20 protein-coding genes and 1 pseudogene are annotated in these 23,850 nt (G+C 71.0%); 10 read left to right on the top strand and 11 right to left on the bottom strand.

The genetic code is table 11. The annotated features are described in order from the left end of the window. The first annotated feature begins 121 nt into the window (after positions 1–121). The 6 genes from casA (at position 122) to cas3 (ending at position 8,563) form a co-directional block, all read left to right on the top strand. On the top strand, positions 122–1,801 hold the full coding sequence (casA, locus tag ABZX96_RS20050) for a type I-E CRISPR-associated protein Cse1/CasA (RefSeq protein WP_355546179.1): 1,680 nt from the start codon (positions 122–124) through the stop codon (positions 1,799–1,801). Next, complete coding sequence (locus ABZX96_RS20045) at positions 1,798–2,703, top strand: type I-E CRISPR-associated protein Cse2/CasB (protein ID WP_355546177.1); 906 nt, start codon at positions 1,798–1,800, stop codon at positions 2,701–2,703. The genes casA and ABZX96_RS20045 overlap by 4 nt, the downstream gene beginning before the upstream one ends. A 16-nt stretch (positions 2,704–2,719) precedes the next feature. After that, a complete protein-coding gene (gene cas7e / locus ABZX96_RS20040; RefSeq protein WP_355546175.1) occupies positions 2,720–4,099 on the top strand; it encodes a type I-E CRISPR-associated protein Cas7/Cse4/CasC in 1,380 nt (459 codons plus the stop codon). Then, positions 4,096–4,842 carry a type I-E CRISPR-associated protein Cas5/CasD gene (gene cas5e / locus ABZX96_RS20035; protein ID WP_355546173.1) on the top strand — a complete coding sequence of 249 codons (747 nt, stop codon included), beginning with the start codon at positions 4,096–4,098 and terminating at the stop codon, positions 4,840–4,842. Before cas7e ends, cas5e begins: the two co-directional genes overlap by 4 nt. Then, positions 4,839–5,483, top strand: a complete 645-nt coding sequence (gene cas6e, locus ABZX96_RS20030) for a type I-E CRISPR-associated protein Cas6/Cse3/CasE (protein WP_355546171.1) — start codon at positions 4,839–4,841, stop codon at positions 5,481–5,483. Before cas5e ends, cas6e begins: the two co-directional genes overlap by 4 nt. Positions 5,484–5,698: 215 nt before the next feature. Beyond that, positions 5,699–8,563, top strand: coding sequence for a CRISPR-associated helicase Cas3' (gene cas3 / locus ABZX96_RS20025; protein ID WP_355546169.1), 2,865 nt, complete (start codon positions 5,699–5,701; stop codon positions 8,561–8,563). Between the two features lie 366 nt (positions 8,564–8,929). On the opposite strand, the gene ligD is transcribed toward cas3, so the two are convergent. Then, on the bottom strand, positions 8,930–9,937 hold the full coding sequence (ligD, locus tag ABZX96_RS20020) for a non-homologous end-joining DNA ligase (protein ID WP_355546167.1): 1,008 nt from the start codon (positions 9,935–9,937) through the stop codon (positions 8,930–8,932). A 117-nt stretch (positions 9,938–10,054) separates the two neighbouring features. Between ligD and ABZX96_RS20015 the strand changes: the two genes are divergently transcribed. From ABZX96_RS20015 to ABZX96_RS20005, 3 genes are all read left to right on the top strand, one after another. Beyond that, positions 10,055–11,116, top strand: a complete 1,062-nt coding sequence (locus ABZX96_RS20015) for an ATP-dependent DNA ligase (protein ID WP_355546165.1) — start codon at positions 10,055–10,057, stop codon at positions 11,114–11,116. A gap of 280 nt (positions 11,117–11,396) precedes the next feature. Continuing rightward, positions 11,397–12,458 (top strand): chitinase, encoded by a 1,062-nt coding sequence (locus ABZX96_RS20010; RefSeq protein WP_355546163.1) that lies wholly within the window; start codon positions 11,397–11,399, stop codon positions 12,456–12,458. An 873-nt stretch (positions 12,459–13,331) separates the two neighbouring features. Further along, positions 13,332–13,667 (top strand): hypothetical protein, encoded by a 336-nt coding sequence (locus ABZX96_RS20005; protein WP_355546161.1) that lies wholly within the window; start codon positions 13,332–13,334, stop codon positions 13,665–13,667. A 1,102-nt stretch (positions 13,668–14,769) separates the two neighbouring features. Here the strand turns inward: ABZX96_RS20005 and ABZX96_RS20000 are convergent. Further along, on the bottom strand, positions 14,770–15,258 hold the full coding sequence (locus ABZX96_RS20000; protein ID WP_355546159.1) for a hypothetical protein: 489 nt from the start codon (positions 15,256–15,258) through the stop codon (positions 14,770–14,772). Between the two features lie 201 nt (positions 15,259–15,459). Between ABZX96_RS20000 and ABZX96_RS19995 the strand changes: the two are divergent. Beyond that, a pseudogene (locus ABZX96_RS19995) lies at positions 15,460–16,038 on the top strand (IS5 family transposase); the annotation flags it as partial. Between the two features lie 45 nt (positions 16,039–16,083). Here ABZX96_RS19995 and ABZX96_RS19990 read toward each other — a convergent pair. From ABZX96_RS19990 to ABZX96_RS19950, 9 genes are all read right to left on the bottom strand, one after another. Then, on the bottom strand, positions 16,084–16,758 hold the full coding sequence (locus tag ABZX96_RS19990; RefSeq protein ID WP_355546217.1) for a response regulator transcription factor: 675 nt from the start codon (positions 16,756–16,758) through the stop codon (positions 16,084–16,086). 83 nt (positions 16,759–16,841) lie between these two features. Then, a complete protein-coding gene (gene mslH, locus ABZX96_RS19985) occupies positions 16,842–18,233 on the bottom strand; it encodes a lasso peptide C-terminal Trp epimerase (protein WP_355546157.1) in 1,392 nt (463 codons plus the stop codon). Then, the gene (locus tag ABZX96_RS19980; protein WP_355546155.1) at positions 18,230–18,952 is read right to left on the bottom strand and encodes a thioredoxin domain-containing protein; all 723 of its coding nucleotides are present in this window, start codon (positions 18,950–18,952) and stop codon (positions 18,230–18,232) included. Before ABZX96_RS19980 ends, mslH begins: the two co-directional genes overlap by 4 nt. Before the next feature lie 2 nt (positions 18,953–18,954). After that, complete coding sequence (locus tag ABZX96_RS19975) at positions 18,955–19,407, bottom strand: MauE/DoxX family redox-associated membrane protein (RefSeq protein ID WP_355546153.1); 453 nt, start codon at positions 19,405–19,407, stop codon at positions 18,955–18,957. 52 nt (positions 19,408–19,459) lie between these two features. Next, the gene (locus ABZX96_RS19970; RefSeq protein WP_355546151.1) at positions 19,460–20,332 is read right to left on the bottom strand and encodes an ABC transporter permease; all 873 of its coding nucleotides are present in this window, start codon (positions 20,330–20,332) and stop codon (positions 19,460–19,462) included. Further along, complete coding sequence (locus tag ABZX96_RS19965; protein WP_355546149.1) at positions 20,329–21,291, bottom strand: ATP-binding cassette domain-containing protein; 963 nt, start codon at positions 21,289–21,291, stop codon at positions 20,329–20,331. The genes ABZX96_RS19970 and ABZX96_RS19965 overlap by 4 nt, the downstream gene beginning before the upstream one ends. Continuing rightward, positions 21,288–21,719, bottom strand: a complete 432-nt coding sequence (locus ABZX96_RS19960) for a lasso peptide biosynthesis B2 protein (RefSeq protein ID WP_355546147.1) — start codon at positions 21,717–21,719, stop codon at positions 21,288–21,290. The genes ABZX96_RS19965 and ABZX96_RS19960 overlap by 4 nt, the downstream gene beginning before the upstream one ends. Next, positions 21,716–21,979 carry a lasso peptide biosynthesis PqqD family chaperone gene (locus tag ABZX96_RS19955; RefSeq protein ID WP_355546145.1) on the bottom strand — a complete coding sequence of 88 codons (264 nt, stop codon included), beginning with the start codon at positions 21,977–21,979 and terminating at the stop codon, positions 21,716–21,718. The genes ABZX96_RS19960 and ABZX96_RS19955 overlap by 4 nt, the downstream gene beginning before the upstream one ends. Continuing rightward, complete coding sequence (locus tag ABZX96_RS19950) at positions 21,976–23,799, bottom strand: lasso peptide isopeptide bond-forming cyclase (protein ID WP_355546143.1); 1,824 nt, start codon at positions 23,797–23,799, stop codon at positions 21,976–21,978. The genes ABZX96_RS19955 and ABZX96_RS19950 overlap by 4 nt, the downstream gene beginning before the upstream one ends. Positions 23,800–23,850: the final 51 nt, after the last annotated feature.

Raw genomic sequence — 23,850 nt, 5'->3', positions numbered from 1 at the left:
CGATCAGAAGAATCTCGGGGTGAACGCGGAGAAGCCGGAGAAGCCGCAGCACGGGGAAGAACATCGATTCCCGCCCCGGGACGGGTGATCAAAGCGGCGATCCCTACAGGAGGTCCTTGCCGTGAGCGACGAAGCCCCCGCCAGGCCCGCCTACAACACCCTCGACCGCCCTTGTCTCGCCGTCGTCTTCCGCGGCGACGCCCCGCCCGAGGAGCTGAACGCGCTGGTCCCGGGCGCCGAGCCGGGCTCGCGCCGCGAGATCGGACTGCGGGCCGCATTGACGGCCGCACACCTCGCCGCCGATGTGGACATTCCGAATCCGGCCGTCGAGTCGATGTTCCGCCGACTGCTCACGGCCCTCGCGATACGCGTCGGCGCACTTCATCCACTCGATGGAACCGGCCCGCCGACCCGGGAAGAGTGGGAAGACCGTTTCGACGCTCTCCTGACGACGGGCCATTTCGACACCGAGTCCGTGCACGCCTACTGCGACCGATGGCGGTCCCGTTTCGACCTCTACGATCCGAGGCGGCCTTTCCTCCAGGATCCGCGACTGGCGGCGGAATGTTCCCGGCGGGCACCGCCCGCGAAATTGGTGCTGCCCCGCCCGTCCGGAGCGAATCAGCCGTGGTTGGACCACACCCCGCAGGACGTCCCGGTGCCCTCCGCGCAGGCGCTGGGCTGGGTGCTGGCCTGGCGCGGTTACGGGCCGGCGGGGACGGGCGCGCAACGGCGGCACGGCGGGGTGGACTCCAAGAACATGAAGGCCGCGCCGTTGCGGTCGTTGGTCTCCTTCCACCCGTTGGCGGACACCCTGTTCACCTCCCTGGTGCTCTCGTGCCCGCCGCCCACCGGCGGCGACGGCACCCGGGACGACCTCGCGCCGTGGGAGCGGGACGAGTGGGAGGACCCGCTGCTGCCCGCGCCGGTCACCGGCCCGGTGTCGCTGCTGACCGGCCGGACCGCCCACCACGTCCTGCTGGCCCCCGACGGGGACGGCGAGCGGGTGGTGGGCTGCTGGGTGGCGTGGGGCACCCGTACGGAACTCCCCGCCGCCCGCGATCCGTTCGTCATCGACCGGCCCAAGGGCGGACCGGTCCGGGCGAGTTGGCGCCGGTCGCTGGTGCGTGACTTCGACGCGTTCGTCCACGCCAAGGACCCCGCGGCGATCGGTGTCACGGGCCGCATCCTGCCCGGCTGGCTGCCCGTGTTCGCGGACCTGCCGCGCGCGGTGCTCGACGCCCTGCCCGTCGTCCGGGTCCGCGCCCTGGGCTGCCACCAGGACAAGCAGGACCGGGACGCGCATTGGTACGCCGCCACCACACCGGCGAGCATCGCCCCCTTCCTGCCCGCGCACCACCCGCTACGGGCGGCCAGGGTCGCCACGATCCGGGTGGCCGCGGAGACGGCGGCCACGGACCTGGCGAAGGCGTTGCGGTCCGCGTGGCACCGGATGGCACCGGGCGAGAAGGCCTGTTCATGGGCGGACGAGGCCACGGCGGAGTTCTGGGAGCGCGCCGAGCCCCTCTTCTGGTCGGCGATCACCGAGGACGACACCCCGGCCCCGGGCTTCCGCGAACTGGCACTGCGGATCTACGACGCCACGACCCTCCCGGCGGCGACCACCCCGGAGGGACTGCACCCGATCGCCCAGGCCCGCGCCACGCTGGCGCACCCGCGTGCCGGAAGGGCGTCGCCTCGTAGCGGAAGGGCGTCCCTTCGCAACGAGACGCCCCTTCGCAACGAGACGTCCCCTCGCGACGGGGCGTCCCCTCGTAGTGGAAGGAACAGGCCCGTATGACCACCGCGGAAGACCCCATGCCCGGCACGGCCTCCCGGACGGCCGGACCGCACGACGGCGCGGGCGCACCGGAAGGCCGAACGCCCGCGCCGGACGTCGCCCCGGCCACCCCACCCGAACACGGCGCGCCGAACCCGTCCCCGCCCGCCAAGACAGGCCCCGTGCGGCCTGCCCAGGCCACCGGCCCGAACTCACCCGACAGCCCACCGAGCCCCCTGGCGCCGTACGAACGCTTCCTGCGCACCGTCCGGAAGGCGTGCGACTCCCCCGGCGGCCGGGCCGCCCTGCGCCAGGGGCTGGCCGACGAACTCGCCTCACCCTGGCGGCTGTACATGCACCTGCTGCCCCACGGGACCATTCCGGCCTCCCCGGCGACGCGCGAGACCGAGTACCCGTATCTGCTCGTCGCCTGCCTGTACGCGGTGCACGACGCGCCCAACCCTCGTACGCCGGCTGCTCGCACCCCGTCACCGAAACCGGCCGACCGGCGGCACAACCTCGGCTGGTCCTACGCCCGCGCCGCCGCCACGCACGCGATGCGCGCGCGGAACGCCGCCGACGCCCTGTCCCACCTGGCGCAGCTCGACGCGGACGACCTGTACCGGGAGTTGCCCGGCGCGGTCTCGCTGCTGCGCTCGCACGGGGTGCCGGTGCGCTGGCCGGTGCTGCTGCGGGACCTGACCCGCTGGCCGACGCGGGCGGAGTACGTCCGCATCGAGTGGGCCCGCGCCTTCCACGCCCCGGCCCCCATGTCCGAGGCGAAACCGATCCGCACGTCCGAGGTGCAACCGGCCCGCGCGCCCGAAGCGAAGCCGACCCACGTCTCCGAAGCGAAGCCGACCAGCGCATCCGAGGCGAAACCGGCCCGCGCGCCCCAGGAAAAGCCGGAGAAGTCCCCGTGAGCACGGAGAAAACACCATGACCACCCACACCCAAGCCCACATATCAGGGCGCCTGTTCGTCGACGCCCACCTGATCCAGTCCTTCCCCTACTCCAACCTCAACCGGGACCGGTACGGCGCCCCCAAGTCCGCCAAGTACGGCGGCGTCCTGCGGGCCCGGCAGTCCTCGCAGAACGGCAAGCGGCACACCCGTCAGGCCGTGGAAGAGGCCACCGGCATACGGGCGGTGCGCACCCGGGCCGTGCCCCGGGCCGTCGCGCGGCGGCTGACCGGGCGGGGCTGGGACCCCGGCGTGGCGCTGACCGCCGGGCAGATGCTGGTCCTGGCGGCCGGGGTGAAGGGGCTGGGCATCGCCGACAGCCAGGGCACCAACGCCCTGCTGTTCCTCCCGGAGAGCGCCCTGGACGACCTCGCGGAGCTGGCCGGTGCGCACCGCGGGGAGATCACCCAGGCCGCGTACGACCTCGCGGCCGAGGCGCCGAAGCCCGGCAAGCGCGCCCCGCGCAAACCGGCCGACGAGGAGGAGCCGGAGGCGGACGGGGACGAGGAACCGGCCCTCGGCGAGAGCAGTCGGCTCGCCGCGTACGCCGCGAAGGTGCTCCCCAAGGCCGAGGTGCTGGCCATCCTGCAGAGCCGGAACGCGTCCGTCGCCGCGTTCGGCCGGATGCTGGCCAACGAGTCCGGCTCCACCGTGGACGGCGCCGTCCAGATGGCGCACGCGCTGAGCACGCACGCCGCCGGCACCCAGCTCGACTACTTCACGGCCGTCGACGACATCCTCCAGAAGGAGCGCACCGAGACCGGCGCCGGGCACATGGGCGACAGCCGCTACACCTCCGCCACCTTCTACCGCTACGCCTCGCTGAACGTCACCGAGCTGCTCGGCAACCTCGACGGCGACGCGGACACGGCGTGGACGGTGACCAGGGAGTTCCTGCGGGCCTTCGCCACCACGGTGCTGCCGGCCAAGTCGTCCGGAACCGCGCCGTTCACGGTGCCGCACCTGGTGTACGTCGCGGTGCGCGCGGACCGGCCGGTGAGCCTGGTGGGCGCGTACGAGTCCCCGGTGCCCGACAGCCCGCGCGGCTACCTGCCCGAGTCGCTGGACCGGCTCGACCGGCACGCCGCGGCGCACCATCGCTTCCTGGGGACCGGTGGCCTGGTCGCGCACGCGCACGGCGGCCTGACCGAGCGGAAGTTCACCGCGCTCGGGACCCGCGTCGATCCCCTGGACACGCTGATCGGGCACGTCGTCGACGCGGTGTCCCGGCACGCCGCGCCGCCCCGTCCCCTCCTCGACGCGGTGGCCGGGGAGCGGGCCCGAAGCGGAGGCACGGGCGAACCCGGCCTCGTCGCGGGGGAAGGTGCCCGGCCGCCGGCGGAGGAGCGGGCATGACCGGACTGTTGCTGCACCTGTCGGGGCCGCTGCAATCCTGGGGCGGGCCGGCCGATTTCGAGATCCGTACGACGCGGCGCCGGCCCACCCGCTCCGGCCTGACCGGGCTGCTCGCCTGCGCGCTCGGCCGCGTCCGCGACAGCGCCAACGCCGATCTCGCGGAGCTGCGGTTCACCGTCCGCGTCGACCGGCCCGGACGGCGGGAACGGGACTTCCACACCGTCGGCGGCGGCCACCCCCGGCACCGCACGCCGCCCACGGCCGAGGGGAAGTTCCGCAAGCTCGGCGAGGGCACCGTCGTGACCGAGCGCTGGTACCTGACCGACGCCGCGTTCACGGTCGCGGTGACGGGTCCGGACGACGTCGTGCGGGTGTGCGGGGCGGCGCTCGGCCACCCGGTGTACGCCCCGCACCTCGGCCGCCGGTCCTGCGTTCCGGACACACCCGTCCTCGTCCGCGCCGACGTCCCGGACCCGGTGGCCGAACTCGACCTCGTCCCGCTGCACCGCGCCAAGGCACCCGGCCCGCGGCAGCCCGTGACGTTCGTCTACGACACCGCCCCCGAGCCGGGCGCCCCGCCGGACGACGAGCCGCGCGACCGGCTCCGCGGCCCCGGTCGCCTCTTCACCCGCGGACCGGTGTGGGAACGGCGGCGCGAGCTGCCCGACGCCCCCGACGCCGGGCGCGGCACTGCCTGGATCGCCGCGCTCACCGCCTACCGGGAGGAGGCCGCCGCCGCATGACCGGTACGCCTGTCCACCTGGCCCGGCTGCTCCTGGAGGAGCGCAGCCCGGACGTGCACCGTGACCTGCAGGACGCCACCCGCCTGCACCGGACGGTCCAGTCCCTGTTCCCGGACGCGCTGGGCACCGCGCCGCGCGCCGCCCTGAACACGCTGTACCGGCTGGAGCGCGAGCGGACGGGCGCGGTGCTGCTCGTCCAGTCCACCCTGCCGATCAACCACAACGCCCTCCGGGGCGGCTACACCCGGCAGATCGACCACCGTGACCTCCGCCCCCTGCTGGACTGGATCCGCGCCGACCGCCTGATCCGCTACCGCATCGACGCCAACCCGATGAAGTCCCTCTTCGTGCGCGGCCGGCGCGGCACGCGCGTGCCGCTGTCCGGTCAGGACGCGCTCGCCTGGTGGGACCAGCAGGCCCGCAAGGCGGGCGTGGCCAACCGCCTGGTCCAGGACCTGCCGCAGCCCGACGTCCGCGCCACCCGGGGCACGGCGCCGCCGATCCGGCTGCGGGCGATCCGCTTCGAGGGCGTGGGCGCCGTCACCGATTCCGACGCCCTGCGCACGGCGGTGCTGACGGGCATCGGGCGGGGGCGGGCCTTCGGGCTGGGGCTGCTGTCGGTGGCGCCTTATCAGGAGTGAGGGGGCGGACGTTCACGGACCAGGCAGCCGATTCCCACCATCCCGTCCCGACGCGTCCCCTCCCGCCCCGTCCTCTCCCGCGCCGTCCCGACCTGACCTGATCTGACCGCGAAAGGACCCGCACCCACCCCATCGCATCCCGTCCCGACCCGACCGCGAAAGGGCCCGCGCCCACCCCACCCCGTCCCGACCCGACCGCGAAAGGACCCGCGCCCATGTCGTCCTCCCCTCCCCCGCACCCCATCCCTCCTCCGTCGGACGAAGACCCCCCGCCAATCCCGCCGGACACCGAACCCTCCCACCCACTCCCGCCGAACACGGAACCCTTCGCCCCACGCCCGCCGGACGCGGAGCCCTTCCCTCCCCACCCATGGGACGAGGAACCCTTCGACCCCCGCCTGTGGGGCAAGGAACGCGGCCTGGACGGCCGCCCGTACCCGCTGGGCTGTCACGCCCTGGACGCCGGCGCGATGGCCGGTTTCCTGTGGGACCGCTACCTCGGTCCGTGCCGCCGCCGCGCCATCGCCACGGGGTGGGGGCTGAGCGACGCCGACGCGCGCCGGTTCGTCGGCTGTCTCGCCGGCCTCCACGACCTCGGCAAGATCACCCCCGGGTTCCAGGCGTGCGTTCCGACGGCCGACCTGCTCACCGGAGCGCCCGGCTACCCGCCCGCCGACCCGGCGTCCAGCACCCCCCGCCACGAACGGGCCACGCACCTGGCCCTGCCCGAACTCCTCCACCGGCTCTGCGGCCTGCCCCTGGACGACCGGCCCAGCAAAGCGGTCGCCCACCAGCTCGGCCAGCTCCTCGGCGGCCACCACGGCGTCTATCCCCTCCCCTTGACGTCCGTGGAGATGGCGGAACCGCAGGGCAAGGTGCGCGGTCTGGGCGGCGCGGGCTGGGACACGCAGCGGGCAGGCCTGGTCCGCCTAGTCCACGCCGTCTTCGGCCCGCCCGTCCATCCGTCCCGTCCGGCTCCCGTTCCCGTCGCCACGATCACCACCGGCCTGGTCGTCCTCGCCGACTGGCTGGTGTCCCAGCCGTCCTGGATACGGGGCCGCCGCCGTGGCTGGGAGCAGGACGACGCCGGGGACTGGCGGGCGCACGTCCGCCGGGCCCGCCGCGCCGCGCCGGGCACGCTGCGGGAGGCCCAGCTCGCGCCGCCCTCGTGGCGGCGGATCAAGGACTTCGCCGAGCTGTTGCCCGGCCTGCGGCCGTACCCGATCCAGGCGGATCTGGCCGCCCGGCTGCCCGCGCTCATCCACGGCGGCGCCGGGTTGCTGCTGATCACCGCGCCGACGGGTGAGGGCAAGACGGAGGCCGCCTGGTACGCCGAGCGCGTCATGGGACCGGCCGCCGGCACGCACGGCCTGGCGTTCCTGCTCCCGACCATGGCGACCACCGACGCCATGTGGGCGCGCGTACGGGAACACGCGCGCACCCACTGCCGCACCCCGCCCCCGGTCACCCTCCTGCACGCCCTGGCCCGGCTCGACGCCGTGTACACGCCCGACGACCTGCGGAGCGCCACCCGCGATCCCGGCACCGTCACGGAGTGGCTGCGCGGTCGCCACCGCGGTTTCCTGGGCGGCGTCGCCGTCGGCACCTGGGACCAGGCCGCCCTGGCCGTGCTGCCGCACCGGTTCATGGCCGTGCGGTGGCTGGGCCTGTCCGGCAAAACGGTGGTGATCGACGAGGTGCACGCCTACGACGCGTACGGCCACGCCCTGACCCTGCGCCTGCTCCAATGGCTCGGCGCCCTCGGTGTGCCCGTCGTCCTGCTCTCCGCCACCGTCACCGGCACGACCGCCGCGGCGCTCGTCCACGCCTACCGGCACGGCGCCGGGCACCCGGACTCCCCCGACTTCTCGCCCGGCTACCCGGGGTGGGTATACGCCGACCACGCCACGGGCGCCCTCACCTCCTCCGGCACCCTCTCCGCCGCCCGCCCGCGCACCCTGGCCCTGCACACCGTCCACCGCGTCCACACCCACGACCCCGACCGGCCCGAGGGCCGCGCCCGCGCCGTCCTCGACCTCCTCGACCCGCTGCGGCGCACCGCGAGCGGCTGCGCGCTGCTCGTCTGCGACACCGTCGCTGACGCCCAGGCCACGCACGATCTCCTCGCCTCCGCGTGGGGCGCGTCCGCCCGTCCGCCCCTGGTGCGGCTGCTGCACGCCCGGATGCCCGCCCGGCAGCGCGCCGGTGTGGTGCGGCGTGTCCAGCGCTGGACCGGGCCGGGCGGCCGACGCCCCGCCCGCCCGTTCGTCCTGGTCACGACCCAGGTCGCCGAGCAGTCCCTCGACGTCGACTTCGACCTCGTCATCAGCGACCTGGCCCCGCTCGCCCTGCTCCTGCAACGCGCCGGCCGCGTCCACCGCCACCCCCGCACCGACCGGCCCGCCTGGGCGCCCACGCCCCGCCTCGTCGTGCTGACTCCCACGGGCCGGCTGCCGCCCGACGCCTGGGGCGACGTGTACTCCGCGTCCCTCCTGCGCCGCACCCGGAGCCTCCTCGCCACCCTGACGGGGCCGATCCGCGTCCCGGGGGACGTGCAGCGGCTTGTGGACCAGGTGTACGGGCCGGAGTTCGCCGCGGACGACGACATCGGCCGCATCGCGGACGACGCCCGGCGCGCCGCCGAGGCCACGGTGCGCTCGATCCCGCCTCCCGGCACCACCGCCCTGCACCCGCTCACCGACGGCAACCAGCACGCCGACGAGCTCGTCACCCGTCTCGGCGCCGACGGCCTCCGTGCCCTTCCCACCTACCTCACCCCCGACGGCCGCCAGTGGCTCCACCCCACGCACCACACCCGGCGCACCGCCCTCCCCGGACGCGTGGACCCCACCGACCGGCGCACCGTCCGCCGCCTGCTGCACGCCACCGTTCCGGTGCCCGCCCCGTGGCTCACCGGCCGCGGTCCGGCGAGCGACCCTCCGGAGGCGTGGTCGGACGTGCCCGGCCTCCGTGATCTCGTCCTGCTCCCGCAGCCGGTGACGCGGGCCGGCGTGAGCCCCTTCCGGGTGGGAAGCACGGCGCTCCGCCTCGATCCGCGACTCGGGTTGGTGCGCGGGTGACCGGGGCCCCTCCTGCCAAGAAGCCACGGACCGGACGCGTCCCCGCCCAGACCGTGGTGCTCATCGACAACACCCGCACCGAACGCAACGCGACGACACACGGACCGATCCCCACAACGCTCGCACCAGTCACTTCCTCAGTCCCAGCCGGTGACGCGGGCCGACGCGCACCCCATCCGGACAGCACGCACGGCACTCCAGCACAACGTCCGACTCGACCTCCAGCTCGTCCTCCGACTCGACCCCCGGCTCGGGTCGGTCCGCTGGCGACCGGCCCGGCGGGGCCTGCCGCGCCCCTCCTGCCACCACACGTACCGGTCCCGGCACCGCCTCTACCGACCCCGGCACCCCCCTACCGGTCAGCGGTCACTTCCTCGCCCGGCTCGGCTGGACGCGTTTCGGTTCGCCCGCCGCCTTCGGGTGTTCCGGCGGATAGGGCAGGTCGGACAGGCCGTGTTCGCGCTCGTCGCGGGCGGCCAGGTCGAGCGCCGCGTCCAGTCGGCAGGGATGCGCGTCCATGGCGGCGTGCACGTCGCCCACGTCCTCGAAGCGGGCCGGCATGGTGCGGAGGTCGAAGTCCTCGGGCACCGCGTCGGGGACCTCCTCCCAGCTCAGCGGCGCGGACACGGGTGCGTGCGGGAAGGGCCGTACGGAATAGGCGCTGGCTATCGTGCGGTCGCGCGCGGTCTGGTTGTAGTCCACGAAGATCTTGGCGCCGCGTTCCTCCTTCCACCAGGCCGTCGTGACGCGCTCGGGGTCGCGCCGCTCCAGTTCGCGGGCCACCGCGATGGCCGCGCGCCGCACCTGTGTGAACGTCCACTCGGGCCGTACGGGGACGAAGACGTGCAGGCCCCGGCCACCGGAGGTCTTGGGCCACCCGCTCAGCCCCAGCCCGTCCAGCACCTCCCGCAGCGCGAGGGCGGCCCGCACGGCGTCGGTGTACCCCGTCCCGGGCTGCGGGTCCAGGTCGATGCGCAGCTCGTCCGGGTGCTCGGTGTCGTCCCGGCGCACCGGCCAGGGGTGGAAGGTCAGGCAGCCGAGGTTGGCCGCCCACAGGACGGCGGCGGGCTCGGTGGGGCAGAGCTCGTCGGCGTGCCGGCCGCTGGGGAAGGCGATCCGGCCGGTGGGGATCCAGTCCGGCAGGTTCTTGGGCGCCCGTTTCTGGAAGAAGGACTCGCCCTCCACGCCGTCGGGGTACCGCTCCAGCGTGGTGGGCCGGTCCTTGAGGGCGCGCAGCACGCCGTCGCCGACGCCGAGGTAGTAGCGGACGAGGTCGGCCTTGGTGAAGCCGCGCCGCGGGAAGTAGACCTTGTCCGGGTGGGACACCCTGACCGTCCGCCCGCCGACCGTGAGCTCCAGCGCCTGAGCAGCCATGCACCCACGCTAGGCGGCCGGGGCGAGGGACGCCCGTCGTAGGCCCGTCCCCCAGAGCTCCCACAACGCCACCCCTCCCGACGGGCGCACTCCACCCCACCCCCGCACAATCGCCCCATGGACCTCCCCGTGATGCCCCCGGTGCGCCCGATGCTGGCGAAGCCCGCCGCGGCCATCCCGCCGGGAATGCAGTACGAGGCCAAATGGGACGGTTTCCGGGCCATCGTCTTTCGTGACGGTGACGAGATCGAGGTGGGCAGCCGTTCCGGCAAGCCGCTCACCCGCTACTTCCCCGAACTGGCCGGCGCCCTGCGCGAGAACGTCCCGCCGCGCTGCGTCCTGGACGGCGAGATCGTCATCGCCCACGACGGCCGTCTGGACTTCGACGCCCTTTTGGAGCGCATCCATCCGGCCGACTCCCGGGTACGCCATCTGGCGGAGGTGACGCCCGCCGGCCTGGTGGTCTTCGACCTGCTCGCCCTCGGCGACGAGTCGCTGATCCCCGTACCGCAACGGGACCGCCGCGAGGCCCTGGTGAAGGCGCTGCGCGACGCCGGTCCGCCGGTCTTCACCGCGCCCGCCACGGACGACCTGGGCCTGGCCCGCGACTGGTTCGACCACTTCGAGGGCGCCGGCCTCGACGGCGTCGTCGCCAAGCCCCCCGGCCTCCCCTACCGGCCGGGCGAACGCGTCATGGTCAAGACCAAACACGAACGCACGGCCGACTGCGTCGTCGCCGGTCTCCGCCACCACAAGAGCGGCCCGGTCGTGGGCTCCCTGCTGCTGGGCCTGTACGACGACGCCGGTCGGCTGCAACACGTCGGCGTCTGCGCCTCGTTCCCCATGCGGCGGCGCCAGGAGCTGATGACCGAATTGGAACCCTTGCGCATGGCCTCCGCCACGGGCCACCCCTGGGAGAACTGGACCAGCGAGGACGCCCAGGCCGCCGACCGGCTCCCCGGCGGTCCCAGCCGGTGGACCGGGAAGAAGGACCTCTCCTGGGTCCCCTTGCGCCCCGAACGCGTGCTCGAAGTCGCGTACGACCACATGCAGGGCGACCGCTTCCGCCACACCGCGCAGTTCCGCCGCTGGCGCCCCGACCGGGAACCGGAGCAGTGCACGTACGCCCAGTTGGAGGAACCGGTGAGCTACGACCTGAAGCAGGTCCTGGGCGCGTAGCGAAGGGGACCGGCACTCCGCCCGGCGAGCCGCCAGAAGGTCACCCTCCCCCGAACACCGATGTGGTCCAGACCTATTGACGTCATGTCCCGGCCAACCTACGTTGGGGCGACCACACCGCACCCCCCTCCCCCGGCCGGCGAGAACCCGACACCAGCACCCCGCTTTGTCATGCTCTCCTCACCCTTTCCCCGAAGGGAACCGGCCACCGAACCCGGACACCCCCATGGCGGCCCACGCCCACCCGGGCGCGGGCCGCCATGCCAAGAAGGGAGCACCCATGCCCCGCCGTCGGACCTCACGCCTGCTCGGGGCCGGCCTGGCCATGGCCGCCGCCGTACAGATGCTCGTCGCCGCGTCACCCAGCACGGCGGCCCCCGCCGCCGACACCTGCCCGGTCAAGTCGAGACCGGCCGGCAAGGTGCTCCAGGGCTACTGGGAGAACTGGGACGGCGCCTCCAACGGGGTGCACCCGCCGTTCGGCTGGACCCCCATCACCGACAGCCGCATCGGCGCCCACGGCTACAACGTGATCAACGCCGCGTTCCCCGTCATCCGCTCGGACGGCACCGTCCTGTGGGAGGACGGGATGGACGCGACGGTCAAGGTCTCCACCCCGAGCGAGATGTGCCAGGCCAAGGCGAACGGCGCCACGCTCCTGATGTCCATCGGCGGCGCCGCGGCGGGCATCGACCTCAGCTCCAGCGCGGTCGCCGACCGCTTCGTCCAGACGGTCGTGCCGATCCTGAAGAAGTACAACTTCGACGGCATCGACATCGACATCGAGACCGGCCTCACCGGCAGCGGCAACATCAACCAGCTCTCCGCCTCGCAGTCCAACCTCATCCGCATCATCGACGGCGTCCTCGCCCAGATGCCCTCCAACTTCGGCCTGACCATGGCCCCCGAAACCGCCTACGTCACCGGCGGCAGCATCACCTACGGCTCCATCTGGGGCGCGTACCTCCCCATCATCAAGAAGTACGCCGACAACGGCCGCCTCTGGTGGCTGAACATGCAGTACTACAACGGCAGCATGTACGGCTGCTCCGGCGACTCCTACTCCGCCGGAACCGTCCAGGGCTTCACCGCCCAAACCGACTGCCTCAACAAGGGCCTCGTCATCCAAGGCACCACCATCAAGGTCCCCTACGACAAACAGGTCCCCGGCCTCCCCGCCCAACCCGGCGCCGGCGGCGGCTACATGTCCCCGAGCCTCGTCCGCCAGGCCTGGACCAAGTACAACGGCGCCCTCAAGGGGCTGATGACGTGGTCGATCAACTGGGATGGGTCCAGGAACTGGACGTTCGGGGACAATGTGAGGTCGTTGCAGGGGCGGTGAGGAGGGCGGGGCACTGTTCGCAGAGCGCCGCACCATGCCTGGGACGGCGCATCCCCCTCCTCGGTCCTCGCCCCGGGCCGGCGGCATCGGTCTCCGGTCCCGTCGGCAGAGGCATGAGCACCCTGGTCGATGTGCTGCCGCCTCCAGCACTCCGCGGGGCCTCGGGCGCGCGCACGTCCGGGGCTCTGCTTCCGGTGCGACGTGGTACCGCCAGGCGTTCGCCCGCCGGCTCGGGCGGAAGCTGTTGATCAACGTTGCCGATGGACCGACGGAGTCACCTGCCCCTTATCGGGAGTTCCGCTGGAACCCGCGCCGCCACCGCTCAGGGCTATCAGCGCGAGAATCAGCAGGAACACGATCGTGCCGCCGGTCGCCACGGCTGCCGGACGACCGATACGACGGTGATGCCGCCTGACGTAGAAGCCGTTGCGGTAGTGCCCCCTCACGCGCGTCACCGGGCTCGCCGGATCGAAGTGTGGCGGAGCAGCGGTCGTAGCAGTTCGACGGGGACGGCCTGCCGGGCGGGACCGGGAGGGAGCGGCCTGCCTGGTGCGGCGGTAATGCGGCCGGACGTAGGAACCGTTCCGGCGATAGTGACCACGGACGTACGCCATAGGTGTGTTCCTCGGAGTGAGTCGGAGGAGCGAGCCCGAGCCGGGCACAACAGAACGGTAGCCCCGGCCACTGACACTCACAGCGCCACCAAGGGACGCTCCTGAGAAGCGCGTTGGCGCAATGCTGCGCCCCGCCCCCTCATCTCTCCCGGCGGCATCCCCTTCCTCGCTCGTTCCGTGCCACGGGCCATGAGTGGTGTGGTAGCCCGGCCGCGAGAACATCGAAATGCGACTCCTTTGACAGAGTTCCCGGTTTCCGATGACGAAGAGCCGCCGTCGGGTCCGGCCAACCGCCACGTTGAGCAGATTCGGCGTCGCCACCCACGCCCGCGTGACGCCGCAGCGGCGAGGGGCGGTCGGTGCCCAGGGAGACGATCCCGACGAACGCCTCTCTCAATGGACGAAGGTTGGCCCGGATGGTACGGGGATCACCCGCAGGAAGGCATTGGGAGCCTGCTCAAACGGCCTATCCAACTTCGCCGCCGACCTCACACACCTGACCCGTGTCATCAAGCGAAAGCTGAAGGAGACCCGGTACCGGCCGCGCCTGATCACCGACTGGCTGTCGCCACCGGCCTCGGCCTCCGCGGCCTGACCGACCCGTCAGACATCGCGGATTCAACCTGAGCAACCTCAACCAAGAAAGTCAGTCCAATACTGATTTCCGAGCCGCGCAGGTGGTTTTCCGAGCACGAGCCCCCAGGAACTCCGCGCGAGTGAGCAACGTCTCCCTTGGCCGACGCATGGGCTGCTATTGGCGACCTCGACGCTGCGCCGCCCCACTGGTGTATGAGAGAGGAGCACATTGGATCTCTGCCGACCGGCAGCCCGCCGAGAACCTCAACAGCAAAGCCCGATCATCCCTTACGGTCGGCATCAGAGGATCTCTCACGTAGCGTCTGAGTGGGCTCATGTTGCTGCCATCCCTGGTGTGCTGTACGACGACCGGAGGCTGCCCCCGCCGTCGCTACCCACGCTTGACCATCGGACACCGACTCCCTTCACCGGGGACAAGGACACGTCCTCGGCACGCAGGCGTACGGAGTGGCGCGTGGTATTCGTCCCCCGCCACGACGCGGGGTCGGGGTCACAAACCCAGAGGTAGTCACCGGCCGGCTGGAATGCGAGCACTGGATGCCCGGTGGGAACCGGTCCGTTGACGACTGGCGGAACACCCTCCGTGGGCTGTACACACATCAACTCGCCTTGGAGACCGTAGTAAGCAGGTGGCCTCTTTCCTGACGCCGCTGCTCGCATCGCCCTACCCGCTGCTGAGTCGATATCGCGCAAAGCCATGGAGACAACAGTCAGGCCGTAAACGACAGCTGCCAAGCAGACCACCACTGATACAAATGCGAAGCCATCCCGTCCCGTGCCCAAGTGACAGTGCCGAGTCCATCCGAATAGCGAAACGAAGAAGAATGCTACCAACAACGCAATACCGAGCGATTTGAGTGAAACTAGGTGCGTCCAATAGAAGGCTACATGTACGGCTCCGGCGGGAATTCCGAAGAAATCCTCCAGGTAGACGGCGTGCAGGAATCCCCCTACCCAGGGAAGAAGGAAGGGGAGGGGAGCGACCAACACGGGAAGCAGCCATGAGAGATTTCGGCTGAACCAAGAGTGGTTCAAGGCATGCCACCGGAGCACCCACGAGGACGCAGCCTGCGGCAAGGCGCACCAGCCACGGTTGCGGCTCAATGGAGGTGATCCAGCTGCCAACCGGCCAACACGCCAACAAAAAGGCACATCAAGGCGACAAGGCACCATGGAGCAGGCAGCACGTCGAGCAAAGCCCCGTACAGCAACAACCCGGCCGCGATACCGCCGCCCGCCACCCCGCGCAGCGCCAACGAGCGCTCCCGCATCCGCTCACTTCGCCTCGGCCCCATGGCGAGGCGAACATCGTGGCGCGCACGTTCGAATCTGGTGCCCCCCAAACTCGTTCGGGCGAACTCCTCTCGCGCAACCTCGCGTTGATCCCCAGAAGGCAGACCGGGCAACTGAATCGACCGGTGTACGTCCATCCCACCCACGGCACGCCATTGATCGGAGAACCATCGACGGATCACCCCCGAGTGGTCCGGGCGCTTCCGGTGGGCGTAGTAGGTCGTGGTGGCCCGGCCGTGGCTTCTTTCCGCAAGCGTGGCCTGCCGAACATGCATCCCGATCTTGCTGCTCGGCAAGTGTTGATACGTGCTGCCGGGCGCCCCTCACCGCTGCCCGCTTCGCGCATCGCAGAGACGTCAGCCAAGAAACGACAATCGCACCCGCCCGCCCCGAATTATCCCGGTTCGTATCCACCAATCTCTGTTAAGGAGTCCTTGCAGAAAGATCTTGGTGGGGCACGGTGGAAGGGCAGGTGGTCTCGTTCCTTGGGAGTGAGGATGGACCGGCGTAAGCCCTGGGAGGTCAGTGCCGGGTTGTGGGCGGTGATCGAGCCATTGCTGCCCCGGCATCCGCGCCGTTACCGGTATCCGGGCCGCAAGCGCATCGAGGACCGCAAGACGTCGCAGGGCATTTTGTTCGTCCTTTACACCGGCATCCAGCGGGAGTTCCTGCCGCAGGAGCTGGGCTTCGGCTCGGGTTCGACCTGCTGGCGGCGCCTGGCCGAGTGGCAGCAGGCCGGCGTGTGGGAGGAACTGCAGCGGGTGCTGCCGGACCGGCTGCGGGCGGCGGACCGGCTGGACTTCTCCCGGGCCACCATCGACGCCTCCCATGTGCAGGCCAAGCGGGGGCGCGGCCACCCAAAAGTCGGTCCGAGTCCGGTTGACCGGGCGCGGCCGGGCTCCAAGCACCATGTGCTGACCGACAGGGGTGGTATTCCGTTGCGGGTGTCGCTCACCGGCGGCCACCGCAACGACGTCACCCAGCTGTTGCCGTTGGTCGACGGCCTGGCGGCGGTGCGCGGCCGGCCGCGGCGCCGGCCTCGGGCGCTGTATGCCGATCGCGGGTATGACCACGACCCTGCGGTCACGCAGCGTCGAGCCATCATGGCCCGGTGAGCAGAATCAGGCCGGCATCCCGGGCTCGGCAAGACCACTCTCGTAGGCGATGATGACCAGTTGAGCACGGTCGCGGGCACTCAACTTGGACAGGAGACTGCTCACATGAGTCTTCACCGTGGGCAGGCTGACCATCAGGTGCTGGGCGATCTCGGTGTTGGACAGCCCGTTCGCAATCAACACGAGCACCTCTTGTTCCCGCCTGGTGAGCCCGACGAGTCGCGGAGCCGGCCGAGCCGATTCACTGCCGCGAGAGAAGTTCTCGATGAGGCGACGCGTGACCGTGGGCGCCAGAACACCTTCACCGGTCGCGATGACGCGGATACCTGCGACCAGGTCCGAGGGCGAGGCGTCTTTGAGCATGAAGCCGCTCGCGCCCGCCTGGAGGGCCGGGTAGATGTACTCGTCCATGTCGAACATCGTCAGGGCCAGTACGCGCACGCCGACCATGGCCTCATCGGAGCAGATCTCCCGGGTGGCCGCGATACCGTCCATGACGGGCATACGCAGATCCATCAGGACAACGTCCGGCTTGAGTTCCCGCGCCAGTTCCACGGCCCTCGCGCCATCACCGGCCTCGCCGACCGTCTCCATTCCCGATGTCGAGTCTATGAGGACACGGAAGCTCCCGCGCAACAACGCCTGGTCGTCCACGATCAGCACCCGGACCGCCTCTGCCATCCCGCATTCCTCGCAATGGATCGTCAACTGCTCAACAGGCACTCGAAGACCGGGATTTTAGCAGCACCGCCGGTTTCGCTTCCTCAGATGCCCTTGTTCTCACGCCTTTGGGGACCTGACTGAGGTGACCTGTTGAGGCCGTGTTGCGGGCCGTCATGGCCGTCGAGCAGCAGCTCGCCCGTTCCGGTGTTCCCAACCTTCACGGCGGTGCCGTGCGGCTCCGCAAGCCGAGCAAAGTCGGTGAAGATCTCCTTGGCGTCGACCGAGTTCGCCAGCCGCGGTCGGCCCCGGTGGTGGACCGGTCGGCCGAACCCCAGGTCGACCGCGTGGAGCCGGGCACCCACCAGCGAGCCATCGTCGAAGGTGAGCACCGGCACGATCGACTGCCAGTACCGGCGGTGCGGGGCGAACATCCGGCGGCCGTGGGCGCTGATCTCTGCGAAGTAGCTGCCCGGCGTGAGCTGTTCGCGGGCGGCGACCTTGGCGTAGTCTTCGGCCGGGACGTGGTCGGCGAGTTCGATCTGGCTGACGATGTTTCCCAAGCTGTAGAAGATTGGCTTCCCCTGGTAGATCTCCACACCACGCAGAAGGTGCGGGCCGTGTCCGACCACCATGTCGGCGCCTTCGTCGATCATCCGATGGGCGAACTCGCAGAGGAACTCGCCGGGTGTCTCCGGGGTCGGCCCAGGCTCGTGGGAGTGCACGCTGACCAGGACGAGATCCGCTCGGCTCCGGGCCTCGGCCACCCACAAGGAGATCCCGTCGAGATCCCTCGGATCGCACCGGGTGGTGAAGCCCGGTGTGTCCGCAGTCTGGAAGCGCGTACCGAACAGGGTGAGGCGGTCGGCCGATGACATGGCAGGATCGAACCCGAGCAGGGTACGTGCCTCGGCCCGCCGGGCCCGTAACCCCGTCTCACCGTCGATCTGCCTCAGTACCTCCATCTGTGCTGACGTCACCCGCAGCGTCGCGCCGTGCCGCAGGGGGTTCAGCCCGGGCCGACCCGGCAGATCCGGTGACGGGGCGGCCGCTTCCTGCCCAGACAGGAACGTCGAACTGCACGAGATCACGGCCAAGCTGCCGCCGGGACGGTCGACGTAGACCGGTCGGCGCGCGGCGGCAAGGTCGGCGCCGATCCCGGCGAACGGGATGCCCTTCGCGCGCAGCAGGTCCACCGTGCCGAGCACACCGTCGGTTCCCATGTCCAGCGCGTGGTTGTTCGCGCAGCCGAGCACGGTAAAGCCCGCCGCGGTGATCTCATTGACCACGCCAGGGTCCGCGATCAGGCAGCCGCCGCCCGCCGCATTGTGCACCGGGTGTCCCCGTCCGGTGGCGGGGACGACTTCCAGGTTGGTGAAGGCGAAGTCCGCGGCGCGCAGTGTCTCACGCAGTTCGACGGCGGCCGGGTCGGACGTGATCAGTGCTCCCCGGGTGGCCATGCAGTCCCCGGAGAGCGCCACGGTCAGCCGTGTCATCCGCGGGCCTCCGTTACCGCGCGAGTGAGCGAGGCAGCCGCGTCCGATCCGGTGACCTCGATGCGTTCACCATTCACCATGGCGGTCGGGGTCAGCGCGACCTCGCGGGACGCGGCGACATCGGAGACGTACCGCACCCAGGGTGCGTACGTCTCGGCCCGGACGCACTTCTCAAAGGCGTCGCCGGTGATTCCGGCGTCCCGGCCCGCCGCGATCAACTGAGCCTCAGTGAGTCCCGGCCCGCGCTCGGCGGGCTGCCGGTCGAACAGCACCGTGGAGTACTGCTCAAACCTGCCCTGCTGCGCGGCGCAAGCCGCGGCGGAAGCCGCCCGGGTCGAGTAGCCCTCGGGGCTGCTGCGGCCGTCGAGGAAGGTGACCGGATGGTAGACGACGCTCACTTCGCCGCTCGTCTTCAGTGTTTCCAACGCGTCGGCCAGTGCCTTCTCCGTGTTGCGGCATTCGGGACAGAGGTAATCGAGGTAGAGGTCGATGCGCACCTCGCCGATGGAGGCGAGCAGCCCCGCCTTGTCTTCGGTCGCGCCGGCGGGGATGCGGCTGGGCGCCTCGTCCGGCGCAGTGTTATTCGCCCGGACCAGGCCGGCGCCGACCAGCGCGGCCCCGGCCACCACGACCACGGCCACCAGCGACACCAGTAGGGTGCGCCGTCGGCGGTGCCGTTTCTGCACCATCTCCCGCACCAAGACGTCCGTGTCCTGCATGCCTATCGCTCCTTCGAGTCCAGGGCCCAGTGGTCGAGCGCATACCGAGTTCGCGGATTCCGGTACAGGAAGACGGCCGCTCCGAGGAAGACCAGGTCACGGGCGATGTCGATGGCATAGCCGCGCTCGGCTCCGCTCGTAACGATGCCTCCGCTGCTAAAGCAGCCGCAGTCGATGGACAGCCCCCGTACCCACACTGAGGTGATGGCGGCGATGTACACCGTCATCAGGACGCCCGCTGCGGCCGCCACCGCCCTGGTGGCCAGCCCGATGACCAGAAGAAGGGCGAGCGCCACCTCGACGAGCGGCACAACGCCCCCAACGAGCTGGGCGTAGCCCTCGGGCACGATCTGGTACAGGGCGACCGTACGGCCAGCCTCCGTGAGGTCCTGGATCTTCACCAGGCCCGCGTAGCCGAGGATCGCCGCCAGAAATATCCGTGCTGCGGTCCCCATCCATACCTTCGTGCCACGCACCGCATGAAGTTCCCTTCCGTTCACTGTCCGCTCACTGCGATCGCGAGAACCGGTACGTGGCCAGTCCGAGAGCGGCGGCGGTGATGGCCGCCATCAGCCCCAGCTCCACGACCACGGGCGGCTGCCAGTCCCCCAGCAACAGGCGGGTCTGCTCCGAGGTGAGGATGTCGGGCCCCGGCAGGGTGCGGCGGATCGCGTCGACGCCGTAGGTGAGCGGATTCAGCTTGACTACGATGTCGAGCCAGCCTGGCAGCCCGTTCGGCGGGAACATCGCGCCAGAGAAGAACATCAGCGGCATCAAGCTGAGGTTCACAACGATCTGGAATGTCTCAACCTGCCGGATCGTGACTGCGGCGAGCAGTCCGACCGAAGTAAACATAAGCGAGACGAGTAGCATCTCCAGTACAACGACCAGCAGCATCGGCGTGTACCGAATTCCCGCGATGCCTCCGACCGACAGGAGCAAAAGGCCGTAGACCGCGCCGGTGGTGGCTCCGCCGAGCGCGAGGCCGAGCACGATGCTGGATCGCGGGAATGGCGAGACGAGCATCTGCCGGAGCATGCCGAGCCTGCGGTCCCACACGAGCGAGATGCCCACCGCAATCGCCGGGGCCTGCACGGACAGGATCAGCGTGCCGGGGAACAGAAAGGCCCGGTAGTCGTTCAGCTGCGCCTTCCCGAGGTTGGAGGAGGCCGCGTCAAGGCCGGTGCCCAGGACGACGAGGAACAGCAGCGGCGTCACCAGACCCATGGCGAGGCGTATCGGGTTGTGCCGCAGGCGTGTCATCTCCCGCCGCCACAGCAGCGCGTACGGTTTGAGGGCGAACCTCGACCGGCCGGTGGGCGGGCCTGCCGGGGCCGTCTTGCGGCCGGGAGCCTCCATTACGGTGTCCAGGCCACTCATCGCAGTCCCTCTCCGATATTGCTGAGTGTGCGCGCGCTCGTGCTGTCCCTGATCTCGAATCCGGTGTGGTGCAGGAAGACGTCGTCGAGGGTCGGCGAGGTGATGGTCACCGAGCGCACAGTCACGCCCAGTCCGGTGCATAGCTGTGGCACCAGGGCGGGGCCGTTGGAGACCCTGAGGCGCAGCCCGTGGGGCGCGAGTTCCGCCGTCAGGCCGAAGCGGCCGGACAGGTTCTCCACCGCACGCGGGTCGTCCTCGGTGTGCAGGACGACGAGGTCTGCTCCGATGATGGACTTCAGTTCCGCGGGCGTTCCCTCGGTGACCACCTTGCCCTTGTCGAAGATCGCGATTCGGTCGCAGTGCTCCGCTTCCTCCAGCTGGTGCGTGGTGAAGAAGACGGTGATGCCCCGTTCCTGCCGCAGCCTGCCCAGGTAATCCCAGACGGCAGCGCGGGTCTGCGCGTCGAGACCGGTGGTCGGCTCGTCGAGGAAAAGGATCCGAGGGGCGCCGAGCAGGCCCCGGGCGATCTCCAGGCGGCGGCGCAGACCGGTGGAGAACTGCCGTACGGGGATGTTGCTGCGCGCGGACAGGTCCATCATGTCGAGCATCTCGGCGATCGTGCCGCGTGCCTCAAGGCGGCCGAGTCCGCACAGGTCGGCCTGGAAACGGAGGTTCTCGGCTGCGGTGAGATCCAGGTCGAGCGTCGACTCCTGGAAGACGATGCCGATCCGGCGACGTACCTCGGTGGGCTGGGTTACCACGTCGAAGCCGGCCACCTCCGCCCGGCCCGCCGTGGGCTTGAGCAGGGTCGTCAGCATGCTGATGGTGGTCGTCTTGCCGGCGCCGTTGGGCCCCAGGAAGCCGAACGTCGTGCCGTCGGCGACCGTCAGGTCGAGGCCGTTGACGGCCGCGGTGGTGCCGTAGTACGCGTAGAGGCCCTCGGTCCAGATCGCCGTCATGAGCGGTCGCTCCCTTCGGGGTGACGCACGGCCAGTACGGTCCGGAATACGCTCAGTTCGCCTGGTTCGTCCACCGGCCGTCCCTCGACCTCGACCCAGGCGTGCGCACCGAAGGGCTGGGTGCGGAACCCGGTGCACCAGTCGGCCCACTTGCCCCGGGCGCGGCACAGCAGGACGGTGGCGACGGACCGCTGGAGGCAACCGAGGCCGGCGCAGCGCGTGCTAACCGAGACGACCGCCCTTCGGGCCCGTGCCGCCTCGGCATACCCGGCGGGCCGGGTTCCTCTGCTGACCACGCGCAGTACCCGCTGGAGCCGGGCGGGGGGCAGCCGGACCAGCAGGCGGGCCACGCCGGCCGCGCATCTGGGCGCGATCTGCCGGTGCAATCGAAGGCGCGGTGCCTGCTCGGCTACGGCGGGGGTTGTCACCGTGAGACCTCCACGAGGTTGGCCGCGCTCAGTGCGTCGACAAGGGCCATCACATCCTTGTGTGCCTGAGCCTCGCTCACGGGGGCGGCGGCGGACAGGCCCGCGGCGGCTGTGTCCGGCGTGTCCCCGTCGAGCAGCTTGCGCAGAATGGTGGAGCCAGACTCGTTCAGCTGCCAGTAGCGGCCTCGGCGTCCGTCAAGGAGGACGGCCCCGGAGTCGAGGGGGGTGAGAGTGACGTCGCGGGCAAGGCTCAGCTTCATCTGCGGTCTCCCGTGTCCTGGGGGTGGGGCTGGCGGTGCGTCCGCAGCCAGCTCTCGCACGCCAGGGTGGTCTCGATCGGCTGGAGGTGATGGGACATCGGCCCGGGATTGAGCACCGCGGCCCGGAACTTGGCCGGGTCGATGAGGCCGAGCTGGGCGAGGTGCGAGTCCTCACAGAGTTCCAGGATCCGGGCCCGATTGCGGGCGAGGCCTCGGAACGCCTCGGCACTGAACTCGCCCTTGTCGCGGCGATCGAGGATGTCGCCGGGCACGAGCCCCCGCACGGCGGAGGTCAGTAACGGCTTGAACCGCCCGGTCGCCAGCCGCTGGTCGATCTGGGTAGACAGCGCCGCCTCCAGGACGCGGTCGTCGAGGAAAGGAGCGTCCCAGGCGATGCCTGTCCCAGCGACGATGGTGTTGACCTGGCGGATCGTCTTCCCCTCGAAGACGATCGAGGCAAGCGCCTGGTGCCGGGCCCGGTCCGCGTCAAGTGGTACGGGGGTCTCGCGGGCCGCGGTGGTGAGCAGATTCCGGACGGCCGCCACGGCGTCCGGTGTGGCCCAGGCGGGCAAGCGGGGCGCGAACACCCAGCCGAAGTCGGGCTCATCGAGCGGCGGTGGCGGCGCGCTGATGCGCGCGGCGACCGCGGCGAGGTTCTGGGCGAATGTCGACCGGTCCGCGAGCGCGCGCACGGTGGCGGTCCACGACCAGCGGTTGGCGAGCCGGTAGCGGTTGACCAGTTTAAGGCCGCCCACTGGGTGGGCTCGTGCCAGGGACCAGGCACAGGCGGGCATCCGCCCGAACAGTTCGTCCCCACCGAAGCCGGTCAGGTGCAGGGACGCACCCTCGTTGGTGGCCCGTTGGGCCAGGTCCCCGACATGTGCGAGTCCGGAGGCCCAGGTCGCGGGTCCTTCGGGGGCCAGGTTCGTGTACTCGTCGGTGTAGCCGACGTCGAGAAGGTTCTCGGCGCGATCCGCGGTCAGGGTGTGGTGCCGGGCCGCTGAGAGCAGGTCGGCCGCCTTGCGCGCCCAGGCGGTGTCCTCGTTGGCGCTGTCGAGGGGCATGACGTGGTAGGTGACCAGGTCAGCGCCGGCCGCGTCAGCGAGGAAGCACAGTGAGGTGGAGTCCAAACCGCCGGACAGGTCGGCGCTGATCGTCCGGTTTGGGCGGACCCGGGTGGCTATCGCCTCGGACAGCGCCGAGCGCACGGCCTGCGCGCCCTCCGCGAGCGAGAGACGGGCCTCGGGCAGCTTCCACCAGCGTATCTGCCGAGCCCGGCCATCGGTGTCCAGTTCGAGCCAGTGTCCGGTGCCGAGCGCGTCGATGCCCTGGCGGACCGGGCGCAGGTTCAGCGGCCAAGGAGCTCCGCCGGGTGCCAGCAGGCGAGCGGCCAGCACCGTCTCGTCGAGGCTCGTGCCGGTGAGCCGAAGCAGCGGTTCCATGCCGCTCGCCGCTACCGTCACCCCGTCCACCACGGCGGTGAAAATCTGCCGTACGCCGGCGACCGAGCCTTGGACCCGGACTTTGCCGTCCATCGAAGCCGTCAGATGGAAGAGCCCTGGCAGGCGGGACGCGACCGTGTCCAGGTCACTGAGCGAGCGCGTCCGCCCGAGTGTGGCCGTCGTGGCCGTTGCATCCAGCCGGGTGTGTCCCAGCAGCACTAGGCGCCGGGGACCGGCTTCGAGCACCGTCACCTCGTCCTGGCGCCAGTCACCGACAATCCAGGGCCGCCCGGACGTGTGGTCGATCCGGTGCGTCGCGCGGAGCCGCCCGGCTACTTCGGTGCCGGCCGGGCCGTCCGGAAGAACTACGAATTCCATGTCGCCTCGTTCCCCGGGTGGTGCCGGTGCGCCTGAGCGCACCGGCACCGG

The organism is Streptomyces sp. NPDC003077 (assembly GCF_040611095.1).
In the GTDB taxonomy this organism is placed as follows: domain Bacteria; phylum Actinomycetota; class Actinomycetes; order Streptomycetales; family Streptomycetaceae; genus Streptomyces.
Note: the sequence above shows the minus strand (reverse complement) of the source record. Positions and strands in the feature narration are given on the sequence as shown.

Coding starts and splice junctions, on each gene's coding strand:
- ABZX96_RS20045 (WP_355546177.1), top strand. CDS start 1,798: ATGACCACCGCGGAAGACCCCATGCCCGGCACGGCCTCCCGGACGGCC.
- cas7e (WP_355546175.1), top strand. CDS start 2,720: ATGACCACCCACACCCAAGCCCACATATCAGGGCGCCTGTTCGTCGAC.
- cas5e (WP_355546173.1), top strand. CDS start 4,096: ATGACCGGACTGTTGCTGCACCTGTCGGGGCCGCTGCAATCCTGGGGC.
- cas6e (WP_355546171.1), top strand. CDS start 4,839: ATGACCGGTACGCCTGTCCACCTGGCCCGGCTGCTCCTGGAGGAGCGC.
- cas3 (WP_355546169.1), top strand. CDS start 5,699: ATGTCGTCCTCCCCTCCCCCGCACCCCATCCCTCCTCCGTCGGACGAA.
- ligD (WP_355546167.1), bottom strand. CDS start 9,937: ATGGCTGCTCAGGCGCTGGAGCTCACGGTCGGCGGGCGGACGGTCAGG.
- ABZX96_RS20015 (WP_355546165.1), top strand. CDS start 10,055: ATGGACCTCCCCGTGATGCCCCCGGTGCGCCCGATGCTGGCGAAGCCC.
- ABZX96_RS20010 (WP_355546163.1), top strand. CDS start 11,397: ATGCCCCGCCGTCGGACCTCACGCCTGCTCGGGGCCGGCCTGGCCATG.
- ABZX96_RS20005 (WP_355546161.1), top strand. CDS start 13,332: ATGACGAAGAGCCGCCGTCGGGTCCGGCCAACCGCCACGTTGAGCAGA.
- ABZX96_RS19990 (WP_355546217.1), bottom strand. CDS start 16,758: ATGGCAGAGGCGGTCCGGGTGCTGATCGTGGACGACCAGGCGTTGTTG.
- mslH (WP_355546157.1), bottom strand. CDS start 18,233: ATGACACGGCTGACCGTGGCGCTCTCCGGGGACTGCATGGCCACCCGG.
- ABZX96_RS19980 (WP_355546155.1), bottom strand. CDS start 18,952: ATGCAGGACACGGACGTCTTGGTGCGGGAGATGGTGCAGAAACGGCAC.
- ABZX96_RS19975 (WP_355546153.1), bottom strand. CDS start 19,407: ATGGGGACCGCAGCACGGATATTTCTGGCGGCGATCCTCGGCTACGCG.
- ABZX96_RS19970 (WP_355546151.1), bottom strand. CDS start 20,332: ATGAGTGGCCTGGACACCGTAATGGAGGCTCCCGGCCGCAAGACGGCC.
- ABZX96_RS19965 (WP_355546149.1), bottom strand. CDS start 21,291: ATGACGGCGATCTGGACCGAGGGCCTCTACGCGTACTACGGCACCACC.
- ABZX96_RS19955 (WP_355546145.1), bottom strand. CDS start 21,979: ATGAAGCTGAGCCTTGCCCGCGACGTCACTCTCACCCCCCTCGACTCC.
- ABZX96_RS19950 (WP_355546143.1), bottom strand. CDS start 23,799: ATGGAATTCGTAGTTCTTCCGGACGGCCCGGCCGGCACCGAAGTAGCC.